The sequence below is a fragment of the Achromobacter sp. 10T422 genome, assembly GCF_056394065.1.
Genome location: NZ_JBFTHD010000005.1, coordinates 165793 through 190163 on the forward strand (window position 1 = coordinate 165793; position 24371 = coordinate 190163).

Consider the following 24371-nt stretch of genomic DNA (forward strand, 5'->3'; position numbering starts at 1 on the left):
TTACTCCCGATAGCTGACCAGCCGCGCCGCGCGCGCCAGCAAGGTGTCCAGCAGCATGCCGATCAGGCCAATGAAGAAGATCGCGCAGATGATGTTGGCGATGGACAGGTTGTTCCATTCATTCCAGACGAAGTAGCCGATGCCGGTGCCGCCGATGAGCATTTCGGCGGCCACAATCACCAGCCAGGCGATGCCCACCGAAATGCGCATGCCGGTCATGATGGTGGGTGCGGCGGCAGGCAGAATCACCTGCAACGCGGTGCGCAGGCGCGACACTTCCAGCGTGCGCGCTACGTTCAGCCAGTCTTGCCGCACGGCGCCCACGCCGAACGCGGTGTTCACCAGCATCGGCCACAGCGAGCAGATGAAGATCACGAAGATGGCGGACGTGTCGGCGTCTTTGATGGTGTAGAGCGCCAGCGGCATCCACGCCAAAGGGGATATCGGTTTGAGCACCTGGATGAAGGGGTCGAAGGCGCGGTAGACGGTCTTCGACATGCCAATCAGAAAGCCCAGCGGGATGGCTACCAGCGCCGCCAGGCCAAAGCCCGTCAGCACGCGCGCCACCGAATACGCCAGCTGCACGCCGATGCCTTTGTCGTTGGGGCCGCGGTCGTAGAACGGGTCTTTGATGTGTTGCCACAGTTTCTCGCCCACCTCGGCGGGGCCGGGGAAGGGCGTCTTCGAACCGCTGGCCGCCGCATTGCCGACCAGCGCCGCATAGGCCGGGTCCACCGCCACACCGCCCGTGTCGGGCCGAGTGGCGGCGTGCCAGAGCAGCAGAAACGCGAGGAACAGCGCGACGGACAGGAACGTTGCCCGCCAATATTGCATGGACCGCATCAGGTCCTCCGGATCTTGAAGCCGGCCAGATAGGCTTCAGGCTGGGTGGGGTCGAACGGTTTGCCCATGATGCTGAAGGTCTTGTTGGTTTCAGCGGGCGGGGTCAGGCCGGCCTCGCGCATCAGGCGCACGGCGTCGGTCGCCAGGAAGACGTCGGCGGCCACCTTCTGGTAGTCGACGTCGCCCTTGATCTGGCCCCAGCGTTTCATCTGCGTCAGTATCCACACGGCAAACGATTGCCAGGGCATGGGATCGAAGTCGATGCGGTTGGGGTCGGTCAGCACTTTGCCCAGGCCGTCGGCGTAGGTGCCGGTCAGCACTTGTTCGACCACGGTGACGGGCTGGTTCAAGTAGTTGGGCGCGGCGATGGCGGTGGCGATTTCCTTGCGGTGCTTCGGGTCACGGGCGTAGGCGGTGGCTTCGATGATGGACTTCAGCAGCGCCTGGTAGGTGTTGGGCATCGTCGTGACGAATTCCTTGCTGGCGGAAAACGCGCAGCAGGGGTGGCCGTCCCAGATGGCTTTGGACAGGGTGTGGATGAAGCCCACGCCGTCGTACACGGCGCGCTGGTTGACGGGGTCAGGCGCCAGGAAGCCGTCGATGTTGTCGGCGCGCAGGTTGGCCACCATTTCGGGGGGCGGCACGGAACGGATCTGCACGTCGGTGTCGGGGTCAAGACCGTGCTCGGCCAGGTAGTAGCGCAACAGGTAGTTGTGCATGGAGTAGTCGAACGGCACGGCGAACTTGAAGCCCTTCCAGTCCTTGGGGTCGCGGCGGTCTTTGTGCCTCATGGACAGCGTGATGGCCTGGCCGTTGATGTTTTCCACGGCGGGCATCGTCCACGGCACGGCGCGGCTGGCGCCCACGCCCATCGAGATCGCCAGCGGCATGGGCGACAGCATGTGGGCGGCGTCGAATTCGCCGGACATGGCTTTGTCGCGGATGAGCGCCCAGCCGGCGGTCTTGACCACTTCCACATCCAGGCCTTGCTTGGCGTAGAAGCCCATGGGGTGCGCCATGATGATGGGCGTGGCGCAGGTGATGGGGATGAAGCCGACTTTGAGTTTCTGTTTTTCCAGCGGGCCGGTGGATTGCGCGAAGGCTTCGCGGGCGGCGGCCAGCGGGAAGATCGACGCAATGGCGGCCATGGCGGTGCTGCTGCCCACAGCGCGCAGGAAGCGGCGGCGCAGCGCGTCTTGCGGGAACAGGGCGCGCATTACGGCCTGTTCTACCGCGCTGTCCGTGGCGGATGATGTGGCCGCTTGCGCGGCGCGTTCGTGTTCGGCCTGCGAGGCATGGCGGCCGCAGCCGCAGGCAAGACGGCTGTTGGCGTCGAACGGATTGCTGAATAGGGACATGGGATGGCTCCGGCCTAGAGGGGGTTGGAGCCATCATGGGGCCGGCCGCACGGGGGCGGTATCCCGGGTTCGACGATATGCGTGTAGGGGATTTACTACGCGGTGCGCGGTGTGCGCCGGGGTGGTGCGCGTGGGCTTAAAGCGCACCCAGCTGGTGCGTGTTGGCGTAGGCGACCAGTTCCACCAGCGTGCGCACGCCGAGCTTTTCGAAGATGCGGCTGCGGTAGGTGGAGATGGTGTTGACGGACAAGGCCAGTTGTTCGCCGATGGCGGATACGGATCGGCCGGCGACCAGCAGCTGCAAGACCTGGAATTCGCGGTTGGACAGTTGTTCGTGTGGGAGGCGGGTGGTGTCCTGGCGGACGGTGTGGGCCAGCAGTTCGGCGACGGCGGGCGTCACGTACAGTTTTCCGGCGGCGGCGTTGACAAGCGCGGACAGCAGTTCGTCGGGGTCGCAGCCTTTGTTCAGGTAGGCGTGCGCGCCGGTGCGCAGGGCGCGCACGGCGAACTGGGTTTCGGGGTAGACGGACAGCATGACGACGCCCAATGCGGGGTAGTCGGCGCGTACGGTCTTCAGGACGTCCAGGCCGTCACGTTCGCCTAGCGCGACGTCCAGCACGATGGCGTCGTAGCGGGTTTGACGCAGGGCGCGCAAGGCGGAAGGCGCGTCGGCGGCTTCGTCCACGAGCGCCACGCGAGGGTCTTCTTCCAGGATGCGGGCAAGGCCCCGGCGGATGATGAGGTGGTCGTCAACGATGAGCAGGTTCAGGGCCATGGCGAATCTTGGGGAATCGGGGCGCGAAGTCAGCGCGGGAAGTTCAGCGCGGGAAATTCAGGTCGGGAAGTTCGGGGCGGGAAATTCGGGGCGATAACTTCAGGTGGGGTTGAGGCGCAGGCGGGCGCGCATGCCGGCGCCGGGGGCGCTGTCCAAGGCAAGGTCGCCACCGATGCCGCGCGCGCGTTCGCGCATGCCGAGGATGCCGAAGGTGTGGCGGGTTTCGGGCAGTTGCATGCCGATGCCGTCGTCTTCGACGGTGATGAGCAGGCCGTCTTCGGTCCACACGGCGCTGACGCTGACGCTGCGGGCGCAGGCGTGGCGTTGGACGTTGGTGAGCAGTTCCTGGACGATGCGGTAGACGGCGATTTCGGCGTTGCGGTCCAGGCGCCGGCGTTCGGTGTCAGGCGGGCACAGGTAGCGGCATTGCAGGCCGGTGCGGGTTTGCAGGTCTTGCAGCAGGGTTTCCAGGGCGGCCCAGAGGCCCAGGTGATCCAGGACGACGGGGCGCAGGTCGCTGAGGATGCGGCGGGTGGCGCCCATGGCGGTCTGGGTGACGTCCAGCATGCGGTCGACGTGGGTTTGCAGTTGGGGCGTGGCGCCCAGCTGGCGGCGCAGCCAGTTCAGGTCCAGCTGCAGGGCGGTGAACGAGGCGCCAAGATCGTCATGGATGTTGCGGGCGATGTGGGCGCGTTCTTCTTCGCGCAGGGTGGACAGGTGGGAAGACAGGCGGCGCAGCGAGTCGTGGGCGCTTGTGAGTTCGGCGGTGCGTTCGCCGACTCGGCGTTCAAGCTGGGCTTGGGTGCTGTGCAGTTCGCGTTCGATGCGTTTGCGGTCGGTGATGTCTGAAAACGTGACGACGGCGCCGACGACTTCCTGTTCGTTGCGGATGGGGTAGGAGGCGTATTGGGCGTCGAAGCAGGAGCCGTCGCGGCGCCAGAGCACTTCGTCGTCAACGCGCACGCCACGGCCTTCGCGGAAGGCTTGGAAGATGCGGCAGTCGTGGACGGGCATCAGGTCGCGGTTGGCGTGGGAGTGATGGATGAGGTAGTGCATGTTGCGGCCGACGACTTCATCGGGGGAGTAGCCGAGCAGGGTGGCGCCGGCGCCGTTGATGAAGATGCAGCGGCCGCGCAGGTCGATGCCGTAGATGCCTTCGCCGGCGGACTCCAGAAGCATTTCCAACTGCCGGCGCCAGGCGGCGTGGTGGGAGAGATGGTTTAAGTCGGCGAACATGGTTTCTTGCTTTCCCCGGGGGTTTTTTTTAGGGGGAGTTTACGGGGTGGGTGTTTGCTTTGTGTGGTGGGGGAGGGAAATCCCTTTGTGTTGACGGGGTGTTTTCTTTTGACGCCCGGGGTGGCGGCGGGCTGGGGGGCGCGGGTCAACGATTGCGGTCCGGAGCCTTCGCTCCGGACTGCCCCGTTGTCATCTTCGTCCGCCTTCGGCTCCCTTCAGATTCCCTCGGGCGCATCGACTCCCCGCGCCCCCCAGCCCGCCGCCACCCCGGGCTGCGCCGGTTGAAATTTGGACGTCAGCGGGGGCGGGCGGTGTGCTTGGCCTGCTTCTGGGGGGTGGGTTTGGCTTGGAAGATCTTGCAGGGCCGCCCGTCGCCTGCCGCCCGGGCGGCGGGCGGTGGGCATGTGGGCTTGTGCATTCGTGGGATGGGGGAAGCGTCGCTTTGCGTCACGCGCGATCCGTTGCAGATCGCGCGTGCGCCATCGCACGGCGTCGTGCTACGGCACCAATGACAGGCCTACGCGGAACTGCGATTCGTTGCGCTGGTTGTATCCCAACAAGGTCTCGCCGTACCCGTTGAAGTACTGCAAATGCAGATACCCATTCATGTTCAAGAACGTGCGCTGCAATGGCCAGGCGAAGTCCAACTGCGTCGTGCGGCGCTTCTGGTCGCCTTGGCGATACATGGCCGACACCACCGCGCCGTTGTCTTGCGCCCAGCGCAACTGCCAATCGACGCGGCCGGCGTAGTCGGCGTAGTCGCGGTTTTCGTCGGCCACGGCGAAGTAGGCTTTGACCTTGGGGGCGAAGGTCAGCGTGCTGCCGCTGTCGAAGCGGTAGTGGAAGCGCGGTTCGATGTAGCCGTCGTTGACGGAGCGGGAGTCTTCGCCGTCCTTGCCGTTGGAGTTGTGCTCAACGCCCGTGTTCATGCCGAAGCGCCAGTTCTGGTTGGCCGACTGCCAGATGTTGTCCGATAGCCAGAACGCGCTGGGGTTGAAGGTGGTGTCGATGAAGGGCATGGAGTCACCCTGCAAGTCCCACAGCGAGGTCTGGGTGTAGGCCAGGTAGAAGTTCTCGCCCCAGGTTGCCGGGCGGTCGCCGCTGGGGCTGAAGAGGCGGTACTTGGCGCTGATCTGGAAGCGGGCGGTGGTTTGGCCGCGCGTGCCGATGTCGAAGTAGACGGGTTTGTATTCCGAGATCGAGCTGCGGAAATGATCGAACGCCGTTTGCGGTTGTACGGTGGGCGTGACGGCGGCGGCGGGGGCGGGGCCGCCTTCGGGCGATGCGCCGACGGCGGTGACGGCGGCCACGGGTACGGGCTGGCCGCTGCGGGCGTCAACGACGGGGCCTTGGGCGGGCGTGCTGGCGACGGTGCCGCTTTCGCGGCCGGTGGCGTCCAGCGCCATCATCGAGGGCTGGCCTTCGATGGAGACGGCTTGCAGGCCGCGTGCGGTGCTGGGGACGACGGCGGTCCAGGCCATGCGCGCGAAGTTGTTGACGGGCACGCTGTAGCTGGCGCGGTCGCCGGCCAGCTTGGCCAGGCTGCGCACGATCTGGCCGTCTTGGCTGCGCCATTGCAGCACCAGTTCTGGTGGCGCTTCCCAATTGGCGCGCGCGCTGCCTTCGTTGAAGTACACGGCTTCGATGGTGACGGTTTCACCGGGGGCGGCGGACGGGCGGTCCATCCGGTACGACACGCCTGCGGTGGCGGCGCTGGCGGCGCTGAGGGCGACGGCGGCGGTCAGGGCGTGCAGGGCGAAGTGGGGGTGTGCAAGACGGCGTAGGGACATGGGCGCGGTGTGTTGTTCTTGTGACGAGGCAATGTAGCATCGCGCGCGGCAACTGTTTGTAAGGCAGGCTTATCGGATGTAGGGCTTGTAATAAACAGGTGTTACTCAGGATGTCGGCGTGGCATTGCTTTTGCCGCTTGCGACAAGGCCCCGCGCATTGATGACAATGCGCGGGGCCTTGTGTTTGGTGGCGAAGCTGCAGCGCGGCCCAAGTGGCGAGTGCGCGCAGGGTAAGCGTTTAAGCGCTAAGCGTTTACTCGTTCGGCTTATTCGCCGAACTTGATGCCTTGCGCCAGGGGCAGGTTGCGCGAGTAGTTGATGGTGTTGGTCGCGCGGCGCATGTAGTTGCGCCAGGCGTCGGAACCCGATTCGCGGCCGCCGCCGGTTTCTTTTTCGCCACCGAAGGCGCCGCCGATTTCAGCGCCGGATGTGCCGATGTTGACGTTGGCGATGCCGCAGTCCGAACCCGATGCCGACAGGAAGGTTTCGGCTTCGCGCAGGTCATTGGTGAAGATGGCTGACGACAGGCCTTGCGGCACGCCGTTTTGCAGGGCCAGTGCGTCGCTGAATTCCTTGTAGCGCATCACGTACAGGATGGGCGCGAAGGTTTCGTGGCAGACCACGTCGGTCTGGCCGGGCATTTCGGCGATGGCCGGACGCACGTACCAGGCGTTGGGGTATTCATCGGCCAGCACGCGTTCGCCGCCGGTGACTTTGCCGCCTTGTTCGCGCGCGGCTTTCAGGGCTTCTTGCATGGCGTCGAACGAGCCGCGGTCGATCAGCGGGCCAACGAGGTTGCCGCTGTCCAGCGGGTTGCCGATGGGGGCGCTGGCGTAGGCTTTGTGCAGGCGTTGGACCAGGGCGTCGGCCACGCTTTCGTGCACGATCAGGCGGCGCGTGGTGGTGCAGCGCTGGCCGGCCGTGCCGATGGCGCCGAAGACGATGCCGCGTGCGGCCATGTCCAGGTCGGCGGTGGGGCCGACGATGATGGCGTTGTTGCCGCCCAGTTCCAGCAGCACGCGGCCAAAGCGTTGTGCGACGCGCGGGCCCACCTGGCGGCCCATGCGGGTGGAGCCGGTGGCGGACACGAGCGCGACGGTGTGCGAGTCGACCAGCGCTTCGCCCACTTCACGGCCGCCGATCAGCACTTCGGACAGGCCGGCGGGCGCGTCGCCAAAGCGTTGCACGGCTTGGGCGAACAGGGCTTGGCAGGCGAGCGCCGTCAGCGGTGTTTTTTCAGACGGCTTCCAGACGACGGCGTTGCCGCAGACGATGGCCAGCGCGGCGTTCCACGACCACACGGCCACGGGGAAGTTGAAGGCGCTGATGATGCCGATCACGCCCAGCGGATGCCAGGTTTCCATCATGCGGTGGCCGGGGCGTTCAGACGCGATGGTCAGGCCGTACAACTGGCGCGACAGGCCGACGGCGAAGTCGCAGATGTCGATCATTTCCTGCACTTCGCCTTCGCCTTCGGCCACGATTTTGCCGGCTTCCAAGCTGACGAGACGGCCCAGCGCGGTTTTGTTTTCGCGCAGCGTTTCGCCCAGCAGGCGGATCAGTTCCCCCCGGCGCGGGGCCGGCACGTCGCGCCAGGCCAGGCTTGCCTGACGGGCGCGGGTGATGGCCGAATGGGCCTGCGCCACCGTGTGTTCGTGCACCTGGGCCAGTTCAGCGCCGTCGATCGGGCTGCGTGCGGTCAGCGTGCCGCCGGTAAGCGCGTCGGCGTTCAGGCCGAGCGCGCGCAGGATGTCTTGGGGGGTGTCCATGCCGGTTCCTTGGATTGCCAGCGAAGCCCATGTTTTGAAACTCATGTCTTCGCTTAAGGGTTATGCCTAAGTGGCGATTCTGGAAAAAAATTTACTATACGAAACTCTGGCGTGAATTGCGAAACTTTTTTTTAGAGCCGGCCCAACGTGATGGGGTGCCTACGTGGCAGACGCTTTACTTGATGTGCAAGCAGTCACCAAGACCTTCCAACGCGACGGCCAGCCGCCGCATCTGGCGTTGGACGCCGTCGATTGCCAGCTAAATCGGGGCGAAGTGATGGTGGTTGTCGGGCCGTCCGGCTCCGGCAAGAGCACCTTGCTGCGCACCTTGAATGGGCTGGAAAGCATCGATAGCGGCACGATCCGCGTGGATGGCGTGTCGCTCACTGACCCCGCCACCGACGTCAACCGCTGGCGCACCGAAGTGGGCATGGTGTTCCAGCACTTCAACCTGTTCCAACACCGTACTGCGCTGGACAACGTTGCGCTACCCCAGCGCGTGGTGCGCGGCCGCAGCCGTGCGGATGCCGAACGTTATGCCCGCGAGCTTTTGGGCCGCGTGGGCATGGGCGATTACGGCGAGCGCTATCCCAGCCAGTTATCTGGCGGCCAGCAGCAGCGCGTGGCGATTGCCCGCGCGCTGGCCATGGACCCCAAGCTGATGCTGTTTGACGAGGCGACCTCAGCGCTTGACCCCGAAACGGTTGGCGGCATTCTGGAGCTGATGCGCCAGTTGGCCCGCGATGGCATGACGATGGCGGTGGTGACCCACGAAATGGGATTCGCCCGCGACGTCGGTGACCGCGCGCTGTTCATGGACGCCGGCCGCATCGTCGAAATCGGCACGCCCGACGAGGTGTTCTGTCATCCGAAAGAGGCGCGCACGCGCGCCTTTCTGGAAAAGATTTTGTAGTCCAAGCAGGCCGGTCCGGCTAATCCGGGCGCTGCCGGCCCTGCGGCAACACGATTCGCTTCGCCCGGAACGACAAGGCTTCATCCACCTCTAGGGGATATTGAAATGCTGAAAATCAAACAATGGCTGGGCGTGGCCAGCGTCGCATTCGCGGCCGCCACAGTTGCGCAGCCGGCGCAAGCCGACGAGCTGGGCGACATCATCAAGCGCGGTGAATTGCGGGTGGCGGTGCAGACTTCTGGCCCGCTGATGAGCTTCATGGACAAGTCCGGCAACCGCACGGGCCTGGCCGTGGAAGTGGCCAAGCGCATGGCCGACGACCTGGGCGTGAAGCTCGTTTTGCAGGACTACGAGTGGAAGGGCCTGTTGCCGGCGCTGCTGTCCGGCAAGGCCGACATGGTGGCCGCCGACATGACGCCCACCCCGCAGCGCGCGGCGCAGGTGCTGTTCTCGGCGCCGATGTTCTATGCCGAAACCGTCGCCGTCGTGCCCAAGGATTCCCCGTACAAGTCGTACGAGGAACTCGACAAGGCGGGCGTCAATGTCGGCGTGCTGGGCGCCAGCACCTATGCCGAAGTGGGCAAGAAGATGCTGCCCAAGGCCACGATGAAAGAGTTCTCGGGCGGCAGCGCCCCGGTCGGGCAGGCCTTGTCCAGCGGCCGTCTGGACGCCGGCATCATGTCCATGTCCACCGCGAACCAGTTCCTGGTGGACTTTGGCAACCTGCGCGTGCTGGACGGCGTGATGGTGCGCGAGCCGCTGGCGTTCGCCGTCGGCCCCAATGCGTTCCGCCTGAAGTTCTGGCTGGACAACTGGCAGACGCTGAAGACCGCCGACAACACGCTGCCCGAGCAGGTCAAGTACTGGTACTCCACGGATTGGAAGAAAGACCACTGATCCATCGATTGCGATCACGCAACACCACACGGAGACCTGAGCGCCCATGGACTGGCTGATCGATTACTACAACTGGCGCATCGTCAGCCAGTACACGGGCCAATTCGCCACCGGCCTGGCCAACACGCTGATCGCGGCGGGCGCAAGCCTGGTGCTGTCGGTGTTGGCCGGCGTGCCGCTGGCCTTGCTGCACATGTCGCGTCGCCCCGCCATCTGGCGCCCGGTGGCGGCCTATGTGCAGTTCATCCGTTCCACCCCCTTGCTGGTGCAGATCTATCTGGTCTATTACGCGGTGCCGATGCTGATTCCGGGCGCCGGGCGCTGGAGCGAAATGATCCTGGGCATCATGGCCATGACGCTGCATCACGCCGCCTACATGAGCGAGATCATTCGCGTGGGCATCGAGTCCGTGCCGCGCGGCCAGATCGAAGGCGCCAAGGCCTGCGGCATGAACTATCAACAGCGGTTGCGCTACGTCGTGCTGCCGCAAGCCTTCGTCAATACGCTGCCGCCACTGCTGGGGCAGACCGCCGTTCTCATCAAAGACACGTCGCTGCTGTCGCTGATCACCGTGTTTGAGCTGGTCGCCGCAGGCGTGCAGATGAACAGCGACCGCATCGTGCCCAGCGAGAGCTTCCTGACGATTGCCGCCGGCTATCTGCTGATCTACGGCTGCATGCTGTTGTTGTCACGGGGCGTCAGCCTGTGGCTGGCCGGCCCGGCCTGGAACGCGAGGTAAACATGCTGGATTCCTATCTTTCCACTGCCGGCGTCGTGCTGCCCTTTCTGCTGAAGGGCTTCTGGGAAACGCTGAAGATTTCGTTCGTGGCCATCATCGCGGGCTCGTTGCTGGGCTTCGTGATTGGTGTAATCCGCAGCTATCACATTCGTGTCATCCACCAGCTGCTCGGCCTATACATCCACATCCTGCGCGGCACGCCGTTCCTGGTGCAGCTCTACATCTTCTACTTCGTGCTGCCCAGCACCGGCATCGAACTGCTGCATTGGGATTCCGGCACGGCGGCGTTTGTGTCGCTATCCGTCTATACGTCGTGCTATGTGGCCGAAATCGTCATGGGCGCCATTCAGTCTGTGCCGCGCGGCCAGACCGAAGGGGCCATGACGCTTGGCCTGCGGCCCTTGCAGATTCTGCGTCTGGTGGTCTTGCCGCAAGCCATGCGCTTGATCGTGCAGCCCATGAGCGGCGTCTACGTCATGCTGATCAAAAGCACCGCCATCTTGTCGGTGGTTGGCATCACCGAACTGACGCGCCAGGGCKAGGTGTTCATCATTACCTTCCCGGCGAAATCGCTGTTCATCTACGGCATGATCGCCGCCATCTATTTCATCTACTGCTACCCGTTGCTGCGCCTGGCCAACTGGCTGGAAAAGCGCTTGACGGGCGGCTTGCAGGGCGCAAGCCTGCACTGACACGGACCGCATCGGCATGGCCTCCGAGTACATCGACACCTATTACAAACGCACGCTGTCCGACCCCGAGACCACTTATCCGGCGTTGGCAGGCGTGTCCAGCACCGATGTCTGCGTGGTGGGCGCGGGGCTGGCGGGCTTGTCCACCGCGCTGGAACTGGCGCGCCGCGGCCGCAACGTCACCGTGCTGGAAGCGCAGCGCGTGGCCTGGGGCGCGTCGGGCCGCAACGGCGGCTCGGTCTCGCCGGCGTTTTCGGCCGGCGCCGACGCCATCAGAAAGCACGTGGACGAAGACCACTACCGCCAGCTGTACCGGCTGTCGATGGAAGGCGTGGAGATCATCCGCGACAACATCCGCACGCTCGCCATCGCCGACGCGCACAAGGTCGACGGCCGGCTGCGCGTGGTGCGCTACGAAGCCACGGATGCGCTGAACCAGTGGTGCGACGCCCAGCGCCGCGACTTCGGCCGTGACGTGCGCTTTCTGACGCGCAACCAGGTGCGCGAACGCCTGGTGTCCGACGTCTACCACCAAGGCGTGGAAGACCCGAGCTCGTTTCACTTTCATCCGCTGAACTACGCCCGCGCGCTGGCCCGCGAATGTGTCCGGCTGGGCGTGCGCATCCATGAAGATTCCCCGGTCACCGGCGTCACCTTGGAAGGCGCCATCAAGCATCTGAAGACGGCGCAGGGCCAGATCGATGCGCGTACCGTGGTGCTGGCCACCGGTGGCTACACGGGCGACGTTGTACCCGCGCTGCGCCGCGCGATGCTGCCGATCGCCACCTACATCATGCTGACCGAACCGCTGGGCGACCGCGTGCATGAAGCCATCCGCAGCACCGCCGCCATTGGCGATGACCGCCGCGCCGGCAACTACTATCGCGTGCTGGATGGCGGCCGCATCGGCTGGGGCAGTAGAATCACCACCCGTGTCGATGACCCGCCCGATCTGGCCGAGTCCCTGCGCCGCGAATTGCTGTCCGTCTACCCCCAATTGCAGGGGCTGCGCGTCGAGACCGCATGGTCGGGGCGCATGGCCTACGCCCGGCACCTGATGCCGCAGATCGGCCGGCTGGCGCCGGACGTCTGGTATTGCACGGCGTTTGGCGGGCACGGCATGAACACCACCTCAATCGGCGGACGCGTCGTGGCCGAAGGGATCAGCGGCGACACGCAGCGCTACAAGCTGTTCGAACCGTTCGGGCTGGCGTGGAACGGCGGCGGGCTGGGGACAGCGGCGGTTCAACTGACTTATTGGTCTTACCAGGCGCGCGACTGGTGGCGGGAGCGCTCATCGCGGGCATGACAAGGTACACAGGATGCAAGGCAACAAACAGAGCGCATTGGCACAACGGCTGCGAGCCCTGCGCCAAGAGCGCGATTGGACTCTGAAGCAGTTGGCGGCGGCCACCGGCGTGGCCGCGTCCACGCTGTCCAAAATCGAGAACAGCCTGCTGTCGCCCACCTATGACAACCTGATCAAGATCGCCGCCGGCCTCGACCTGGACGTGGCCGAACTCTTCACCGCGTCCGACGCCCACATGGGCACCGGCCGCCGCAGCCTCAGCCGCCAAGGCGAAGGCCGCCAATACGACACCCCGTACTACGACCACCGCCTGCTGTGCACCGCGCTGTCACACAAGCGCATGATGCCGTTCCACACCCGCGTCAAAGCCCGCTCGTTCGACGAATTCCAAGACTGGAGCCGCCACGGCGGCGAAGAATTCGTCTACGTGCTGGAAGGCGAGGTGCAGCTGTACACGGAATTCTACGAACCCGCCCGCCTGAAAGCCGGCGAGAGTTTCTATATAGACAGCCGTATGGGACACCGGGTCATCAGCCTGAGCCCGGAAGACGCGATCGTGCTGTGGGTGTCGACGCACGCGGATATTGAGGAAGAGTAGGGCGTGCGGCAGGGGCCGGTATTTGGGCCGGTATCTGGGCCGCTTCAGGCGCCCGGATCAGGCCGCACCCACCTTTTTCCGCAACAAGGTAAAATTCGGCGCCCGGACATGTTCCGGGTCGTCAAAAGACTGCGCGGCAGTAGCTCAGCTGGATAGAGCACGGGCCTTCTAAGCCCGGGGTCGGGGGTTCGAGCCCCTCCTGCCGCGCCAGAATATCTAGCAAATACTAGGCTTTATGTGAGTTTTGAATTCGCTAGCAGGTTAATCATTAGAATAAAAATGCCTGCGTTAGAATTTTACTCAGTTGCCGTAGCCCGTTTCACCAGCCGCCTATCGTAGTGTTTGTGGGTTGTGGACGGGTCAGCATGGCGACGACAACACGAAGCCGCGTTGACCATTCCCGGATCTTCAGTATTTCCACCTGCCCCTTCTTTCGCTTGCTCGAAAGGACGCTGACGCCGTCATCGGTCAAACCGGTTTTGAGGAATGGACGCGTCTCCGAAGAGCGGAAATACACGCATCCAACGTCTAACCATGCGCGACATGGTCGTTGGCAGTGATCGGGCTTGATGGTTCCCGTCTTTCCGGGGTGTCTAGGCTTGCGGCGTCAATTGCTGCCTAGTCGGGTTGGACTGCCCCTTTTGGTGGAGTTACGTAAACCGTTTCCGCGACTACCCTGTTTGTTCGCAAAAAGAACGAGGGGATCGTCATGAAGAGATGGCTATGCGGTGCGGGCATTGTGGGGATGCTGTTGACTGGCCCGGTGGCAGCGCAATACATCGCCACCTGGCAGGACCCTGCGGGAGTGTGGAAAGGCCCTGCGGAGAGTCAGCCGGGGACGGACCTTGAGCTTGCAGCCGGAGCCGCGCACCGAGCTTGCTTAGACCGAGGTAATCCCAAGCTTTGGAACCGTGCAGCTAAAGTGACGGAGAAGGCGACAGGAAAGGTGTTCGTAGAACTAGATTGCAACGCGGAGCGCACCAAGACAAAGAAGGGTCAACCTGGGGCAGTCCCGTCTTCAAGTGCTACGACTTACCAAGTTTCCCGGCAAGATACGTTCGGTAGATGGACGCACGGATTTGGTTCCGATCCTGGGGGAAATCTCGCTTTGGCCGAGGGTTATGCATACGAAACTTGCAAAGATCGGGGTAACCCCAAAGACCTGAATTTGGCGTCCAAGGTGACAGAAAAAGGCACTGGAAAAGTGGTACTGGAAGTCGATTGCAAGGCGGAGCGCGCAAAGATGAAATAACGCGGGGAATTCCAGTTCCAGGGCGGCATCGCCTGCCGATACCCCGCACGCGGGGCATAGGTAGAGGCTGGGGATAGACATTCGCGTTGGGGTGACATGTCGATTCCAGCAGGCCTAAGATGATCTGGAACGAAGAGCGGCCGAGCCGGCCTTCACTCGACTTATGCGACATCTAGCCGGAGATGCTTATGAGCAAATGTGCCCGAACCAGCATCATTGTTCTGTGTGCAGCGTTCTCCATGGCGGCCGTCGGGGCACCTCCTCACGTGCCTGTGTTTGACGAGTACGGGCTTGAAAAGAACCCGATCTGCAGCTATGCCCTGCCTGAAGCGCTAAAGGCGATGCATAAGCAAGAGCCTTCTGCCGAGCGCGCGCAGACCCCCGAATGGAAAATCCAGATATACGTCAATCCGTATCGAACGTCATGGACGCTGGTCGGAACGCAACTGGCTCCAGACTGGGACGAAGACGAAATGTGCCCCCTCGCACGTGGCTTGGGTGACTACACCACGCAGAAGTGGTATCGGGCTTTCTTTCAGTCCAAGTAGGTTCGGTGTTTCGCCTTAACGGAGGTGGGACCGTTTCGGTAAGCGCTGACTCGCAGCGCTGGCTGGCACCTCTTCAACCAAGCCGCGTTCTATAGCGCCACTCCCGGAGCCAGGCGCGACCTGGTAGCCGTCGATCTTCTTCAGGGGTAACGGGTTGAGCCCTGGGCCTATCCGCGCCTGCGCGCCTACGTGGCTCGGTCTACGACCGCCGCGGGGCGATCCGATACGTAGCTTTAGGATCTCGAACATAATCGCCGGGTTGAAGCATCAGCAATCCCTTCTTTGTGAGACGCTCCAAATCCTTCTTACTCGTCGACCAAGTCTTGAAGGGCGCTCAACTGAGCCGGAGGAAGGGCGCGCACCTCTTGCTCTGGGATCTCGGGATAGGGCCAAGGCGCAGGTGAAGGCAGGCTTAAGGATTCTGTGGCGCCTTCGGCGTCAAACCAGCCCTTCATGCCGGGCATCGTCTCAATGGCCCAGATGGTTTTCTCAGCCACGGGCCGAATGCCAGAAATCATCTGGGCGCTGTGTCTATAATGCGAATCGTTATTGTTCCATTTTGGTGCGGGCGCAGCCGTGTCTTCCTCATCCGATGTTATGAAAGGCCAGGCGGTCGAGGACCTTTATCGCGTCCATCACCGCTGGCTGGTGACACTACTGCGGCGCAAGACGGGTAACGTCGACCAGGCGGCCGACTTGGCGCACGACACCTTCGAACGGGTCTTGCGTGACGATATCCGCGCCATCATCGCGGCGCCGCGCGCCTGCCTGACCAACATCGCTCGCACGCTGACTATCGGCCATTTCCGCCGGGCGGCCGTCGAGGCGGCCTATTGCGAGGTGCTGGCGCGCCAGCCCGTCGACGTGGCCCCTTCGCCGGAAGAGCAGGCGCTGGTGGTCGAGGCGGTGACGGCGGTGTGCGCCGTGTTGGATGGCTTGTCGGTGCACGTGCACCGGGTGTTCATGCTGGCGCAGGTGCAAGGCCTGTCGCAGCCCGACATCGCCCGCGAACTAGGCATTTCCACCAACGCCGTACAGAAAGCCTTGTCCAAGGCCTTGCAGCATTGCTATCTGGCGATCTATGGCTGACGCCGCGATGCTGAGCAAGCGTGCCCCGGACGGCCTGCCGGTCGATCGCAAGCGCCTGGCGCAGGCGGCCGACTGGATGGCCCGGCTGCAAGGCGAGCCCAGCGACGCGACGGTGGCCGCCTGTCTGCGCTGGCGTCAGGCGCATCCCGACAACGAAACCATCTGGCAGCGGATGTGCGCCATGCGCGGCGATCTTGCGGCGCGCTGTGCCGTGGCGACGCCTGCGGTTGCGGTCGAATTGATCGAGCGGGCCGCGATGCGCCGCGCGCGCCGCGACGCGCTCAAGTGGATGGTGACGGGCGGTGCCGTGGCCGGGTTGGCATGGGCCGCCGAACCGTGGGAGCGCTGGCCCGTCCTGCTGGCGGATCAGCGCACGGGCACGGGCGAGCTGCGCACCCTGACATTGGATGACGGCACGCGCATCGTCATGGGGCCGGGCACCGCGCTGGACCTGCGCCTGAACCAGCGGCCTCGCTCCCTGGTGCTGCGTTCGGGTGAAATCTTGATCACCAGCGCCAGTTCCAACGACTTGGGCCCGCTGTCGGTGATGACGCGCGACGGCGTGCTGACGCCGGTCGGTACGCGCTATTCCGTGCGCGACAACGGGGATGACCTGGGCTATGAGATTGCCGTTTTCGAAGGGGCGGTGGATATCGTCGCGCGCGCCGATGGGCGGGTGACGCGGGTGCTGGCAGGCCAGCATACGGCGCTGCAAGCGTTGGGCGCCGGTCCGGTGCTGCCGGTGGCGCCGGGCGCGGACGCCTGGACGCATGGCATGTTGTTGGCCGACCGGATGCCGTTGAGCGACTTCGTGGCGCAACTGGCCCGCTATCGGACGGGCGTGCTGCGTTGTGATCCCGCCATCGCGCGGCTGGAAGTGGTGGGCACGTATCCGTTGGCGGACACCGACAGCATCCTGACGATGCTGCCCCGGGTGTTGCCCGTGCGGGTGCATTACCGCACGCGGTATTGGGTGACCCTGAGCGCCGCCCGCTGATGGCGCGGCGAAGTTGTTACAGGAAAGGCGGAAATTCAGCGTTCAAGCGAAAGAGATAGAGAACGGCGCCAACACACCGGCGTATCTGTTTTCCATCACCGTCTAGGAACTCTGAGTCATGGCCTTTCCCCGAGCCGCCCGCCACACCCTTCTTGCGTCGGTATTGCTTGGCGCAATCCTTCCCCATCTGCCGTCTTCTGCTTGGGCGCAGGCGGCAGCCGACGATCAACGTCGCGCCTATCGCATTGACGCGGGTGGCTTGAATGCCGCCTTGTTGAGCTTCGGCGCTCAGGCCGGGGTGTTGATCGCAAGCGATCCCGCCGTCACGTCGGGTTTGCAGAGTCCGGGCGTGGACGGGGTGATGAGCGTCAGGGAAGGGCTGGTGGCGCTGCTGCGCGGCACGGGTCTGGAGGCGCTGCCCGAGCGTGACGGGTATCGCCTGGTTCGCGTGCCGCCGCCCGGCGTGACGCAGCTTGAGCCTGTCACCGTGCTGGGCCGCGCGGGCGTGACCGAAAACACGGGTTCTTTCACCGCCAGTTCGGCCACGGTGGGGGGCAAGACGGCGCAAGCGCTGCGCGAGGTGCCGCAAAGCGTATCGGTGATCACCCGGCAAGAGATCGAAGACCGGCGTCTGGTCAGCCTGAACGACGTGATGAGCGCCACGCCGGGCATCTCGATGTTCCAGGGGGCGATGCTCAGCAGCAACTACCTGTCGCGCGGATTCGCAATCGGCAATATGCGCGTGGATGGTGGGGCGTCGATGTACCGCTCGTTCGGTGCGGACGATGACATGGCGTTCTATGACCACGTCGAAGTGCTGCGCGGTGCTGACGGCCTGTTTGGCGGCGCCAACGAAGCGGGCGGCACGATCAACCTGGTACGCAAGAAACCCACCCCGGAATTGCAGATCATCGCGCAGGCCGAGGTAGGCAGTTGGGCCTATAAGCGTACGGATCTGGACGTGAGTGGCCCGCTGACGGAAAACGGCAAGTTGCGTGGGCGCGGCGTGCTGGCCTATGAAGACAAGAACTTCTTCTACGATGTGGCGCACAGCCGCCGCACGCTGGGCTACGGCATTCTTGAAGCGGATCTGACCAGCACCACCACGGCCTTTGTCGGGGCGTCCTATCAAAAGCGGGATTCGTCCTATCAGGGCTACGGTTTGCCGCGATATGTCACCGGCGAGGACCTGAAGCTTCCCCGCAATACCTACCTGAGCGGCGCCGATGATCACGCGACCCGGACCATCGTCAATCTATTCGGGCATGTGACGCAGCAGCTTGGAGGCGATTGGAGCGCCAACCTGGACATCAACCAGGAAAACTCGCACCAGGACCGCTTCGATCACTATTTCTCCGGCGCGATCGACCCCGTGACGGGGAGCGGGCTGTTCGACGCCGCCAGCGACCAGAACGAGCACTTCAAGAACACGTCCATCGACTTGTCCGCCAATGGTTCGTTTGGCCTGTGGGGCCGCCGCCACCAGGTGGTGGTGGGCGCCAGTTGGGAACGTTTCCGGCCCAGCACTTATGGTTCCAAACCGTCCAACCGCGGCCAGGCGGTGCCTGACATCTTCGAGTTCAATCCTTACGATTACCCGCGCGGCTCAGACTTCACGCCGATGTGGAATCAGACCACCGACACGCGGCAGGCCGGCGTGTACGGGTCGCTGAACATGCATCTGGCAGACCCGCTGCATGTCATTGTGGGCGGCCGCCTGAGCCGGTACGACTACACATTTACAAACCAGACCTTGAATGCGGCCAGGGAGGTTACGGCAACGTCGGTGACCCAGTACCAGGACGACAATGTCTTTACGCCCTATGTGGCCGCGACGGTTGACCTGAACGACACCTGGACCACCTACGCCAGCGTGGCCGAAACCTTCAAATCACAGGCCAACAGCCTGCAAGGCCCCGCGCCCGGTAACCCGCTGGACCCGGTAACCGGCCGCAACTACGAGATCGGCCTGAAAGGCGAGCATCTGGGCGGCAAGCTGCATAGCGCGTTCGCCATTTATCAGATCGAGCGTAAGAATGCCGCCGTGCGCGATACGGCCTATCCGTCCAGCAGGGCGGGCAACGGCGCGACTTGCTGCTTCCTGCCCAACGGGAACATCGTCAGCAAGGGCTTTGACGCGGAACTGAGCGGGGAAGTGGCGCCGGGCGTCCAACTGACAGCCAGCTACAACTACAACCAGAATCGCGACCGCAATGCGTCGGGGGGCAGCTATCAGCCCCTGACGCCCAAGCACATGGCCAAGATCTTTGCGACCTATCAGTTGCCGGGCGAACTGCATCGCTGGAAAGTGGGCGGCGGCGTCAGTATCCAAAGCACCACCTATGTCAGCGGCAGCGCGTACTTGCGTAATGCCGACGGCAGCCTCAGCAAGCAAAGCACGCCTTACAAGTTCACGCAGCCCGGCTACGCGATCTGGAATGCGTTTGCCCAATACCAGATCAGCGACAACTGGTCGGCGCAGGTCAACGTGAACAATCTGTTCGACAAGACTTACTACAGCACGGTCGGTTACCTGGACTACGGCAACTTCTACGGGACGCCGCGCAGCGCCGCATTGACCTTGCGCGGCCGCTTCTAAGCCGTTGTCACCCGCCGCATCCAAGGGGAACCCCCTTGGTGTGGCGGGTGGGATCAGGCAGTGAGGGGAGCCGTTTGTCGTTGCTCAGCATAGGCTTTGAGCGACTGCATGGTTTGAGGAAGCCCCTCTCGAATCTGCGCGGCAACGCGTGGCCCGAACAGAAAGGCAAGGGCGCCAGAAAACCACACGCGATGAGTGACTTCCGAGCCGCCATCTACGGCAGAGACGGTATGTTCGAAGTGCATCCGGAAGAGGGGGATGTAGCCTTCCACGGTGAACGAGCGGCCCTCGGAGCGCTCTGTGACAACCATCGGAACGCCCATGCCCTTGCGGGGAATTATCCGGCCCTTTGTTCCCACGGCGAATGCGCCATTAAGACGGGCTTGCTTGGTGTCCGGGTCCCATAGGTGCCACCGGTCGACCTCGCTCCAAATGCGATCGACGACCATGACCGGGACTGCAATGTGGATGCGCTCTTCGATATGCATAAAGGGAGTGATTCCTGACGGAATTTATGTGGCAGCAATCATATGCTGCTTCCCGCGCCAATATCTCTACTTGGAATTTGTTATGCCGGCAGCGCAATGTTGCCAAACGCAGCCACGTTGGAGTTCGCCGGTTTGGCGACTGCTGCGTGTAGCGCAATGCCAAGGGCTCCCATGACTTTGAGTATGGTCGCGAAATCAGGGGATCTGTCGCCTGAGAGGGCTTTGTAAAGGCTCTCGCGGGACATTCCTGTCTCTTTGGCAATCTTCGTCATACCCTGTGCGCGCGCAATGTCTCCCAGCGCCTTTGCAATAAACGCGGCATCACCTTCACTCTCTTCGATGCATGCATCCAGATAAAGCGCCATCTCTTCGGCCGTACGAAGCCGTTCCGCGATGTCGTATTTTTTTGTCTGTAGCTTTTTCATGGGTTTGCTCCTATCCGAGGGAGCTGATATGACAGCGTGTTTGCTGAAAGTGCAAACACGCTTTGACGTTCTTTAAAGAAATGAACTAAAGGTTGGAAGCCAGCCTGTAGGCTCTAGCAATATCAGCTTGTTGACTGGACTTGCCGCCCCCCGCTAAGAGGATGATCAGCGTTCCGTCACGTCGCTGTGTGTAATACACCCTGTACCCTTGTCCGACATCAATCCGTAATTCCGAGACCCCTTTTTCCAGGTTTCGGTGGTCACCCGGGTTGCCGTGTCGCAACCGCTGAATACGTGCCTGGATTCGCGCGCGAGCCCGCAGATCTTTCAGGTCTGCTTCGAACTCGTCATAGTCTTTGGTGCTCTCTAGTTCTTTCATGTCTCTTGCCGATCATTGCAGGCTTCCTCCTTTCTAAAACTGGAAAGATAAGTGTAGCCAAAAGGATACGAATGTCAACATAAAAGTATCCTGTAGGATACGGTACCGCTGGCTGTTCTCGGTCGCGGATCTCGGTCTACGACATCAACCGGCAAGCGCCCGCATTCAGACCTGAAAAAAGCACTGGCCGCATACAGTCCGGCGCTATAGATCCCTCGCCGTAGGTTGATGCCGATTAAGCAGTAGGCGGGTTGGATTTAAAAAAGCCACCAAGAGGTGGCTTCGTTTTATGAGCGTCGCGGCGCCACAGTTGCTCTACTGCGCCGAGCCACGCCGCTTACACGCACCCTCAAATATCAAAAAACACCGTTTCCCCCTTCCCTTGAAGCACGACCTCCCACCGCAGCTCCCCGTTCTCCACCCGCTGCGCCACCAACGTCGCACGCCGGGCCGCAGGCACCTGCTGCAGTATCCAGTCCTCCTCATTCGCCTGCACTTCGTCCGGAAAATACATGCGCGTCGACAGATGCTTCAGCAACCCGCGCATGAACAACGACACGACTAAATGCGGCGCTTGCAACGAGCCACCCGGGCCAGCCACGCGACCGGGTTTGATCGTGGTGAAGCGAAACGAGCCGTCGGGTTCCGTCGGCAAACGGCCAAAGCCAGTAAACGCCGAGCGCGCGTCATCGGCTCCGGCATAGCCCGGATCATCCGGATGCCGGTACACGCCCCGCGCATCGGCTTGCCAGATTTCGATCATGCCGTCGGGTACCGGGTTGCCCTGCCCATCGATGACGCGGCCTTCAATCACGACCTTGGGGGCGCCCTGGTCGGGCAGGCCGGCGGACAGGTCCGCACAGTTCAGGCCGGACAAGCCGATATGCAGATAAGGGCCAACGGTTTGCGAGGTGGTGGGGTAGAGCATGCGTTACTCCATGGGGGTGGCGTTGCGGCCGCGCAGCACGATGTCGAAGCGATAGCCCAGCGCGTATTCGGGCACGGTGGTTTCCCAGTCGAGCGTGGCGACGAGACGGTTGCGCGCCTTGACGTCCGGGACGCATTGGAAGATGGGATCAAACTCCAGCAGCGGGTCACCCGGGAAGTACATCTGCGTGACCAGGCGCGTGGCGTAGGCGCGGCCGAATAAGGAAAAATGGATGTGCTGCGGCCGCCATCCGTTGTAGTGGTTGCCCCAGGGATACGCGCCCGGCTTGATTGTCTTGAACTGATAGCGGCCCTGCGCGTCGGTGACGGTGCGGCCTTCGCCGCTGAAGTTCGGGTCCAGCGGCGCGTCGTGCTGGTCGCGTTTATGCAGGTATCGGCCGGCGGCGTTGGCCTGCCAGATTTCGATCAGCGCATCGGGCACGGGCCGGCCGTTCTCGTCCAGCACGCGGCCGGACACGATGATTCGTTCACCGATAGCGTCCGCGCTGGCGATGCGCGTGAGATCGTTGTCGCCTTGTTTGACGAACGCGCCGCCGAACGCCGGGCCGGTGATCTCCGACAAGGTTTGCGGCACGACGATCAGCGGTTCGTTGGGTGACCGCAGCTGAGTGGAACCATAGGGATCGAAACGGTATCCCGGCTGCGTATCCCAGAACGGGCGCCGGTATTGAGCAAGTTGAGACATTGCAGCGAATCTCCTTGGAAATGCCGCCGGGGCAGATCACTGGCCCTGGCGGCGCAAATAGGCGAACAGTCGAATAGGCGAATGGGCGAACTGGCGAACTGGCGAACGGGCGAACAGGCGAATAGGCGAACGGGCGAACGGGCGTAGGCGAACAAGCGAATAAGCGAATAGGCAAACGCGCCGGGCGTCAGCCGCCGAACCAGCGGGCGGGAACGATCACCAAGGCAGGGAAGGCCACCATCAGGAACATGATCAGGAATTCCGCCACCATGAACGGGATCACGCCGCGCGTGACGTCGTCCATCTTCATCCTCCCCACGCCCGCCACCACGTTCAGGACGGTGCCGACGGGGGGCGTGACCAGGCCGATCGAGTTGTTGATGATGAACAGCACGCCGAAGTACACCGGGTCGATCCCGGCCGCGCGCACCAGCGGCATCAGCACGGGCGTCAGGATCAGGATGGTGGGCGTCATGTCCATGGCGGTGCCTACGACCATGACCAGCACCATGATGGCGGCCATCAGCAGGATCTTGTTGCCCATGAACGGCTGCAACATCTCCACCACTTTGGCGGGCAGGTCGGCTACGGTGATGAGCCATGCGCTGACCATCGCCGCGGCAATCAGGAACATGACGATGGCGCTGGTCTTGGCCGCCGACACGAACACGGCGTACAGCTGACTGAGTTTCAGCTCGCGGTAGACCACTGTAGACACGAACAAGGCGTAGGCGGCGGCCACCACGGCGGCTTCCGTCGGCGTGAACACGCCCATGCGCAGGCCCACCAGGATGATGACCGGCAGCATCAGCGCCCACAGCGCTTTGCGGAAGGCGATGGCAATGTCTTGTGCGGATTTGCGCGGTGGCGGCACGACTTTTTCGCGGCGGACAAGCCATGCCCACGTCAGCCACAAGGCGCCGCCGATCATCAGGCCGGGCACGATGGCCGCCATGAACAGCTTCGAGATGGACACATTGGCCGCCACGCCAAAAATAACCAAACCGATGCTGGGCGGAATCACCGGGCCGATCACGCCGGTGGCCGCAATCAGCCCGCCCGCCGTCGATTTTTTGTGGCCGGCCGCGACCATCATGGGCAGCAGCAGCGCGGTGAGTGCAGCGGCATCCGCTACGGCGGAACCAGACAATGCGGACAGCAGGCAGCCCGCCATGATGGTCACGTAGCCCAGCCCGCCTTTGACGTGGCCCACCAGCGCCAACGCCAGGTCTACGATGCGGCGCGACAAGCCGCCGACGTTCATGATTTCGCCGGCCAGCATGAAGAACGGCACGGCCAGCAGCGGAAAACTGTCGGCGCCGCCGATGACGTTCTGCGCCAGGATCTGCGAATCGAAAATGTCCAGGTGCCACATCAACGCCACGCCGCTTGCCAGCAGTGCAAACGCGATCGGCACGCCCAGCGCCATCACCCCCAACAGCGATCCAATGAAGACGGCGATGGTCATGCGCTTCTCCCCGGCGCGCCTTGTTGGGCGTCGTCAAGAATCTGTTTGAGCTGCACCGCTTCTTCAGACTCCTGCACCATGATCAGGTCCTGCTCATGCAGCTTGCCGGAGAGCACGCGGTAGAGGTCCAGCGCGATGATCAGCCCGGCCAAGGCCGAGAACACCAAGCCCGACGCGTAGACAATCGCCATCGGCAAGCCGCTGACGGGCGCGCTGACATCTGCGTTGATCACGGCCTGTTCCCAGCTGCCCTTGAACATCAGGCCCACGATGTACAGCATGATGACCTGCCCCACGACCAGGCATATCTTCTTGCCCGCCGTGGGCAGCTTGGCCACCACCATGTCCATGCCCAGATGCCCGCGTTCCTTGAGCGCGATGACGGCGCCCAGGAAGGTCAGCCAGATGAACATCCAGCGCGAGATTTCTTCCGACAGCGTGATGCCCGAATTGAAGCCATAGCGCGCGACCACGTTGCCGAACACCAGCACTACCATCGCCGCCAGCAGCAGCGCGATGGCCAGTTCCAGCACGCGGCAGATACCTCCAATGAATCTGTCTATGTAGACCATGG

The 24371-nt window shown here is 63.3% G+C and carries 24 protein-coding genes and 1 tRNA gene; 11 read left to right on the plus strand and 14 right to left on the minus strand.

Annotated elements, in window-relative coordinates; genetic code table 11:
- From ntrB to amaB, 6 genes are all read right to left on the minus strand, one after another.
- Entirely contained in the window at positions 1-843 is an 843-nt protein-coding gene (gene ntrB, locus AC1DB0_RS14295; protein ID WP_054427847.1) for a nitrate ABC transporter permease, read from the minus strand.
- A complete protein-coding gene (locus tag AC1DB0_RS14300; protein WP_476757172.1) occupies positions 843-2201 on the minus strand; it encodes a CmpA/NrtA family ABC transporter substrate-binding protein in 1359 nt (452 codons plus the stop codon). Before AC1DB0_RS14300 ends, ntrB begins: the two co-directional genes overlap by 1 nt.
- Positions 2202-2337: 136 nt before the next feature.
- Positions 2338-2976: a response regulator gene (locus AC1DB0_RS14305; RefSeq protein ID WP_476757173.1), complete on the minus strand. Its 639-nt coding sequence runs from the start codon at positions 2974-2976 to the stop codon at positions 2338-2340.
- Between the two features lie 99 nt (positions 2977-3075).
- Positions 3076-4212 carry a sensor histidine kinase gene (locus AC1DB0_RS14310; protein ID WP_175171170.1) on the minus strand — a complete coding sequence of 379 codons (1137 nt, stop codon included), beginning with the start codon at positions 4210-4212 and terminating at the stop codon, positions 3076-3078.
- Positions 4213-4709: 497 nt separating this feature from the next.
- Positions 4710-6002 (minus strand): phospholipase A, encoded by a 1293-nt coding sequence (locus tag AC1DB0_RS14315; RefSeq protein ID WP_054427843.1) that lies wholly within the window; start codon positions 6000-6002, stop codon positions 4710-4712.
- A 266-nt stretch (positions 6003-6268) separates the two neighbouring features.
- Positions 6269-7771 carry an L-piperidine-6-carboxylate dehydrogenase gene (gene amaB, locus AC1DB0_RS14320; RefSeq protein WP_175171172.1) on the minus strand — a complete coding sequence of 501 codons (1503 nt, stop codon included), beginning with the start codon at positions 7769-7771 and terminating at the stop codon, positions 6269-6271.
- Between the two features lie 163 nt (positions 7772-7934).
- On the opposite strand from amaB, the gene AC1DB0_RS14325 reads away from it, so the two are divergent.
- The 8 genes from AC1DB0_RS14325 (at position 7935) to AC1DB0_RS14360 (ending at position 14719) form a co-directional block, all read left to right on the plus strand.
- The gene (locus AC1DB0_RS14325; RefSeq protein ID WP_054427841.1) at positions 7935-8684 is read left to right on the plus strand and encodes an amino acid ABC transporter ATP-binding protein; all 750 of its coding nucleotides are present in this window, start codon (positions 7935-7937) and stop codon (positions 8682-8684) included.
- Positions 8685-8789: 105 nt separating this feature from the next.
- On the plus strand, positions 8790-9581 hold the full coding sequence (locus AC1DB0_RS14330; protein ID WP_054427840.1) for an ABC transporter substrate-binding protein: 792 nt from the start codon (positions 8790-8792) through the stop codon (positions 9579-9581).
- Between the two features lie 46 nt (positions 9582-9627).
- Positions 9628-10320 carry an amino acid ABC transporter permease gene (locus AC1DB0_RS14335; RefSeq protein WP_054427839.1) on the plus strand — a complete coding sequence of 231 codons (693 nt, stop codon included), beginning with the start codon at positions 9628-9630 and terminating at the stop codon, positions 10318-10320.
- A gap of 2 nt (positions 10321-10322) precedes the next feature.
- Positions 10323-11012: an amino acid ABC transporter permease gene (locus tag AC1DB0_RS14340; RefSeq protein WP_476758691.1), complete on the plus strand. Its 690-nt coding sequence runs from the start codon at positions 10323-10325 to the stop codon at positions 11010-11012.
- Between the two features lie 16 nt (positions 11013-11028).
- The gene (locus tag AC1DB0_RS14345) at positions 11029-12321 is read left to right on the plus strand and encodes an NAD(P)/FAD-dependent oxidoreductase (protein ID WP_342067002.1); all 1293 of its coding nucleotides are present in this window, start codon (positions 11029-11031) and stop codon (positions 12319-12321) included.
- 13 nt (positions 12322-12334) lie between these two features.
- The gene (locus AC1DB0_RS14350) at positions 12335-12919 is read left to right on the plus strand and encodes a helix-turn-helix domain-containing protein (protein WP_342067001.1); all 585 of its coding nucleotides are present in this window, start codon (positions 12335-12337) and stop codon (positions 12917-12919) included.
- A gap of 133 nt (positions 12920-13052) precedes the next feature.
- A tRNA-Arg gene (locus AC1DB0_RS14355) sits at positions 13053-13129 on the plus strand.
- A 1230-nt stretch (positions 13130-14359) separates the two neighbouring features.
- Entirely contained in the window at positions 14360-14719 is a 360-nt protein-coding gene (locus tag AC1DB0_RS14360; RefSeq protein ID WP_175171175.1) for a hypothetical protein, read from the plus strand.
- A 305-nt stretch (positions 14720-15024) separates the two neighbouring features.
- On the opposite strand, the gene AC1DB0_RS14365 is transcribed toward AC1DB0_RS14360, so the two are convergent.
- Positions 15025-15216: a hypothetical protein gene (locus AC1DB0_RS14365; RefSeq protein WP_476757174.1), complete on the minus strand. Its 192-nt coding sequence runs from the start codon at positions 15214-15216 to the stop codon at positions 15025-15027.
- Between the two features lie 79 nt (positions 15217-15295).
- Here AC1DB0_RS14365 and AC1DB0_RS14370 point away from each other — a divergent pair, with 79 nt between their 5' ends.
- The 3 genes from AC1DB0_RS14370 to AC1DB0_RS14380 all read left to right on the plus strand — a co-directional run bounded on the left by AC1DB0_RS14370 (position 15296) and on the right by AC1DB0_RS14380 (position 19404).
- Positions 15296-15808, plus strand: a complete 513-nt coding sequence (locus AC1DB0_RS14370) for a sigma-70 family RNA polymerase sigma factor (protein WP_245636504.1) — start codon at positions 15296-15298, stop codon at positions 15806-15808.
- Positions 15801-16805, plus strand: a complete 1005-nt coding sequence (locus tag AC1DB0_RS14375) for a FecR domain-containing protein (protein ID WP_476757175.1) — start codon at positions 15801-15803, stop codon at positions 16803-16805. Before AC1DB0_RS14370 ends, AC1DB0_RS14375 begins: the two co-directional genes overlap by 8 nt.
- A gap of 118 nt (positions 16806-16923) precedes the next feature.
- Positions 16924-19404: a TonB-dependent siderophore receptor gene (locus AC1DB0_RS14380; RefSeq protein WP_476757176.1), complete on the plus strand. Its 2481-nt coding sequence runs from the start codon at positions 16924-16926 to the stop codon at positions 19402-19404.
- Positions 19405-19457: 53 nt separating this feature from the next.
- Here AC1DB0_RS14380 and AC1DB0_RS14385 read toward each other — a convergent pair whose 3' ends face one another.
- The 7 genes from AC1DB0_RS14385 to AC1DB0_RS14415 form a co-directional block, all read right to left on the minus strand.
- A complete protein-coding gene (locus AC1DB0_RS14385) occupies positions 19458-19892 on the minus strand; it encodes an SRPBCC family protein (RefSeq protein WP_476757177.1) in 435 nt (144 codons plus the stop codon).
- Positions 19893-19972: 80 nt separating this feature from the next.
- On the minus strand, positions 19973-20317 hold the full coding sequence (locus AC1DB0_RS14390) for an addiction module antidote protein (RefSeq protein WP_476757178.1): 345 nt from the start codon (positions 20315-20317) through the stop codon (positions 19973-19975).
- 85 nt (positions 20318-20402) lie between these two features.
- Positions 20403-20696: a type II toxin-antitoxin system RelE/ParE family toxin gene (locus tag AC1DB0_RS14395; RefSeq protein ID WP_175171181.1), complete on the minus strand. Its 294-nt coding sequence runs from the start codon at positions 20694-20696 to the stop codon at positions 20403-20405.
- Between the two features lie 349 nt (positions 20697-21045).
- A complete protein-coding gene (gene pcaG / locus AC1DB0_RS14400) occupies positions 21046-21624 on the minus strand; it encodes a protocatechuate 3,4-dioxygenase subunit alpha (protein ID WP_476757179.1) in 579 nt (192 codons plus the stop codon).
- 3 nt (positions 21625-21627) lie between these two features.
- Positions 21628-22329 (minus strand): protocatechuate 3,4-dioxygenase subunit beta, encoded by a 702-nt coding sequence (gene pcaH / locus AC1DB0_RS14405; protein WP_054427828.1) that lies wholly within the window; start codon positions 22327-22329, stop codon positions 21628-21630.
- 187 nt (positions 22330-22516) lie between these two features.
- Entirely contained in the window at positions 22517-23797 is a 1281-nt protein-coding gene (locus AC1DB0_RS14410) for a TRAP transporter large permease subunit (RefSeq protein ID WP_175171183.1), read from the minus strand.
- Positions 23794-24360 carry a TRAP transporter small permease gene (locus AC1DB0_RS14415; protein WP_420865351.1) on the minus strand — a complete coding sequence of 189 codons (567 nt, stop codon included), beginning with the start codon at positions 24358-24360 and terminating at the stop codon, positions 23794-23796. The genes AC1DB0_RS14410 and AC1DB0_RS14415 overlap by 4 nt, the downstream gene beginning before the upstream one ends.
- Positions 24361-24371 lie beyond the last annotated feature (11 nt).

Excerpts from the sequence above, each read along its gene's own strand:
- ntrB (WP_054427847.1), bottom strand. The coding sequence starts at position 843 with ATGCGGTCCATGCAATATTGGCGGGCAACGTTCCTGTCCGTCGCGCTG.
- AC1DB0_RS14300 (WP_476757172.1), bottom strand. The coding sequence starts at position 2,201 with ATGTCCCTATTCAGCAATCCGTTCGACGCCAACAGCCGTCTTGCCTGC.
- AC1DB0_RS14305 (WP_476757173.1), bottom strand. The coding sequence starts at position 2,976 with ATGGCCCTGAACCTGCTCATCGTTGACGACCACCTCATCATCCGCCGG.
- AC1DB0_RS14310 (WP_175171170.1), bottom strand. The coding sequence starts at position 4,212 with ATGTTCGCCGACTTAAACCATCTCTCCCACCACGCCGCCTGGCGCCGG.
- AC1DB0_RS14315 (WP_054427843.1), bottom strand. The coding sequence starts at position 6,002 with ATGTCCCTACGCCGTCTTGCACACCCCCACTTCGCCCTGCACGCCCTG.
- amaB (WP_175171172.1), bottom strand. The coding sequence starts at position 7,771 with ATGGACACCCCCCAAGACATCCTGCGCGCGCTCGGCCTGAACGCCGAC.
- AC1DB0_RS14330 (WP_054427840.1), top strand. The coding sequence starts at position 8,790 with ATGCTGAAAATCAAACAATGGCTGGGCGTGGCCAGCGTCGCATTCGCG.
- AC1DB0_RS14335 (WP_054427839.1), top strand. The coding sequence starts at position 9,628 with ATGGACTGGCTGATCGATTACTACAACTGGCGCATCGTCAGCCAGTAC.
- AC1DB0_RS14345 (WP_342067002.1), top strand. The coding sequence starts at position 11,029 with ATGGCCTCCGAGTACATCGACACCTATTACAAACGCACGCTGTCCGAC.
- AC1DB0_RS14350 (WP_342067001.1), top strand. The coding sequence starts at position 12,335 with ATGCAAGGCAACAAACAGAGCGCATTGGCACAACGGCTGCGAGCCCTG.
- AC1DB0_RS14360 (WP_175171175.1), top strand. The coding sequence starts at position 14,360 with ATGAGCAAATGTGCCCGAACCAGCATCATTGTTCTGTGTGCAGCGTTC.
- AC1DB0_RS14375 (WP_476757175.1), top strand. The coding sequence starts at position 15,801 with ATGGCTGACGCCGCGATGCTGAGCAAGCGTGCCCCGGACGGCCTGCCG.
- AC1DB0_RS14380 (WP_476757176.1), top strand. The coding sequence starts at position 16,924 with ATGGCCTTTCCCCGAGCCGCCCGCCACACCCTTCTTGCGTCGGTATTG.
- AC1DB0_RS14385 (WP_476757177.1), bottom strand. The coding sequence starts at position 19,892 with ATGCATATCGAAGAGCGCATCCACATTGCAGTCCCGGTCATGGTCGTC.
- AC1DB0_RS14390 (WP_476757178.1), bottom strand. The coding sequence starts at position 20,317 with ATGAAAAAGCTACAGACAAAAAAATACGACATCGCGGAACGGCTTCGT.
- AC1DB0_RS14395 (WP_175171181.1), bottom strand. The coding sequence starts at position 20,696 with ATGAAAGAACTAGAGAGCACCAAAGACTATGACGAGTTCGAAGCAGAC.
- pcaG (WP_476757179.1), bottom strand. The coding sequence starts at position 21,624 with ATGCTCTACCCCACCACCTCGCAAACCGTTGGCCCTTATCTGCATATC.
- pcaH (WP_054427828.1), bottom strand. The coding sequence starts at position 22,329 with ATGTCTCAACTTGCTCAATACCGGCGCCCGTTCTGGGATACGCAGCCG.
- AC1DB0_RS14410 (WP_175171183.1), bottom strand. The coding sequence starts at position 23,797 with ATGACCATCGCCGTCTTCATTGGATCGCTGTTGGGGGTGATGGCGCTG.